The organism is Nonomuraea maritima, assembly GCF_900100395.1.
Taxonomy (GTDB): domain Bacteria; phylum Actinomycetota; class Actinomycetes; order Streptosporangiales; family Streptosporangiaceae; genus Nonomuraea; species Nonomuraea maritima.
Window position 1 is genome coordinate 1 of record NZ_FNFB01000071.1, and the last position, 2,811, is coordinate 2,811.

The 2,811-nt window shown below is 58.2% G+C and carries 2 protein-coding genes; both read left to right on the forward strand.

Going from position 1 to position 2,811, the window contains the following annotated elements; translation table 11 throughout:
- Positions 1 to 666 precede the first annotated feature (666 nt).
- On the forward strand, positions 667 to 1,179 hold the full coding sequence (locus tag BLR04_RS39315) for a hypothetical protein (RefSeq protein ID WP_090774280.1): 513 nt from the start codon (positions 667 to 669) through the stop codon (positions 1,177 to 1,179).
- Between the two features lie 139 nt (positions 1,180 to 1,318).
- Entirely contained in the window at positions 1,319 to 2,044 is a 726-nt protein-coding gene (locus BLR04_RS40340; protein ID WP_143022457.1) for a hypothetical protein, read from the forward strand.
- The last annotated feature ends 767 nt before the right edge of the window (positions 2,045 to 2,811 follow it).

Consider the following 2,811-nt stretch of genomic DNA (forward strand, 5'->3'; position numbering starts at 1 on the left):
AGCAGCAGATCATGACCGCGCGAGCAGCCGCCACGGCGAGGTCTCAGGAGACCATCGCCGCATAACCGAGTCTCCACGCTTTCAGGGGATGGACATTGCAGCGTTGAGTGACCTCTTTCGTGGGCGGGCCTATTAGAACAAGGCCGCCCCTCGCAGGGAAGTACCGGCCCAAAGGCTGGGCTCATCGGACGCGCAATAGCACGAAGACCTGAGCCACAGTCTCAGGCAACAGGCGTTCGTTGCCCCCAGCCCGGCGAGCACATACAGCGCCGCAAGCATGCCTGTATTGGCCCGCCAGAAGTCGCGGATGAAGTAGTAGCCGGGGTGTGCGCCTTGGCAACGCGGCTGTAGCTCCCCGGTACTCGATCCACAAGACGAGCAATCGCTCCGTCAGGACGACCAGCGGCAGGACCGGGGCTGCTCAGTTGTAGTGGCGGTTGGGCTGCCCGAACCGCAACATGTGCGTTCCCGGCCATGACAAATCGGACAAATCAGGGGTTGACGGATATACGACTAATCGCGTAGCTTCAAGATCGCTTCGACATGAGCCATCGCTTCCTGTAAGGGGTTCATGTCGAGACGAAGCCCTTATGTCCCACGAGCAGGACGATCTTGGCGGATGGCCTGCCCGTGGGGCACCAATCGATGCAAGGAGGACCCTACCTCATGCGCAAGCGTCCCCTCATGTTTCTCGCTGCGGTCGCGATACCCCTGACCATGATCGGTGGTATCAACGCGACTGCCGCGTTCGCAGATGCGACTCCACCGGCTCCGAAGCTCCCCGAGAACGTCTGGGTGGCCCCAGATGTCGACCTTACCAAGCCCATTGTGCAGGCGCCGGAGAACTCCGGCGCCAGCGTCGCCCGCCCCGCCGCCTGCGGCCCCTACGCCGGGACTGGCTTCCCGCTTGTGTGGACGACCTACCAGTGGATCGACTGCTCCTACATCGGTAGTACCTCGTCCGCCACCAAGGGCTACTCCTGGAACTCCCCCAACTGGTCGGAGTCGGAGGGGTGCGCCCAGGGCATGGGTTACCGCTCAAGTTCCCCTTACTGGATCACTCTCGGATGCGGTAAGTCCGGTAGTGGTTCTGCCTCTTGGGGTAACGTCGTCGGCGTGCCGAAGTTCCAATCGATCTCGATCTCCGCACCCCTCAGCGTGCCCATCAACTGGTCTTAGTCACGCCAACGAGGACGTCGATAGACGCTCCTAGCCACTTAGAAGATTAGTCTCCATCCGTGGGTGCCCACACTAAGCACCCACGGATGGAAACCCAGCTCAGTATATATGTAGCTGCGTTCATTCGTGAGGAATAGGTATGGCCCGACCAAAGCTGCGGCGATACACAACAGCCATCGGCATCATGGCCGCTGCTACCTTGTGTATGGGTTGTATCGTTATTGCGATGGCAAGGATGGATGGCGAATCGAGAACGGAAGACTTGGCCAGTATTGCCCAAGAGATCGCCAGCAAAATCGATTGCCGCGAGAGTGAGCCAGTTTATAATGATATCTATTTTTGGGATGAAATGTATGGCGTCAATTGCTACCAGAGCGACGGGAAAGTGGAAGCAATTCGAGTCTATCGACACCCCAGCTCAGTAGCCGCCGTATTGCAGGATTGGCAACCTTTGATTAGCCCAAGCCGCCCGTTGGTAACCGGTGCCAATTGGTTCGTGATCGGCCCTCGCAAGGATGTCGAGATGATTAGCGATGCCATGCAGGATGCATTGGAGGTCACCGTTCAGGTGCCTCCTCCACCACCCCCTCTTGCGCCGGACCAGAAATCAGCAACGACATGTCTTCGGTTTGCGGCAGGTTCACTTAACGATCGAGCGCTCAATCCTAATCAATACAAACAAATGCTTCCGTATTTGGAGACCAAGTACCCGGGATACAGGAATGCTGTAGACTCGAGCATGTCGCCCGAGCAGGTCGCCGAATTGAAAAAAATCGCCACTTATGAGGAGTCGAGAATCGAGGCATATCTTTCAAAATTTGGCAGCAAGATTAAGAAGTTCTGCACAGCGCATCTAGCTAACTAGGATAGCTCCCGCATGGGAGAGGGAACTAATGATACGGAATCCGACGCCTCGAAAGCTCTTTGCGTGGGGCGGAGTGTCCCTTGCATGCACGTTTCTAGCTAGCGCGTTTCTGTCAGACGTGATTTTTTTGCTCACAGCTGACTCCATACCACAGAGCAGAATGCCTTTGGTCTACGGCATTTGTGAGGCAATAGTGGCCCTCACATTCCCTCTCGGGGTAGGATTGATTTCGGCTGCGATGGCAATGCGTGGCCTAAGGCGGACGGTAGAGCATATTCGCATGCCAGACGAGACATCGGCATCGAACAAGTCCACCGCGCACAAGCTTATCCTATGGGCAATGACCCTTCTGGCCCTAGCGGTATTGGGTCGGATAGTCAATCCGATCGTGGAGGGTTCGAGTTCGGTCACTCTCGTAACTCCAGGTGACAATATTGCCATAGCCAAGGTGCTTGTTTCTTGGTTGATCAAGCTTGCCCCAGCGCTCGGCGCAGGGCTCTTGTCTGCCGCTCTCTTGCTGCGCGGACTCGGCGCAGACCATAGGTAACCGCATCCTTCGAACCCACCCGTCGAAGCAACCTCGCGCGCCTCAAGCCGAGCGAGACGCCAGCGGTCCCCGGTATGAAGAACTGATCCAACCCCGCAGTTGGTTGCCGAATTGATCTCTTAGGTATCAAGCGGCGGCGCGGCGCGCCGCCGTACCCCCGGCCCTCCGCCCGCCCGCCGTCCGGGCGTGCGGCCTGGGGGCCGGTCCCGGACGGCGGCGG

What these genes read in the sequence shown, in the direction of transcription:
- BLR04_RS39315 (WP_090774280.1), top strand. Translation starts at nt 667, where the DNA reads ATGCGCAAGCGTCCCCTCATGTTTCTCGCTGCGGTCGCGATACCCCTG.
- BLR04_RS40340 (WP_143022457.1), top strand. Translation starts at nt 1,319, where the DNA reads ATGGCCCGACCAAAGCTGCGGCGATACACAACAGCCATCGGCATCATG.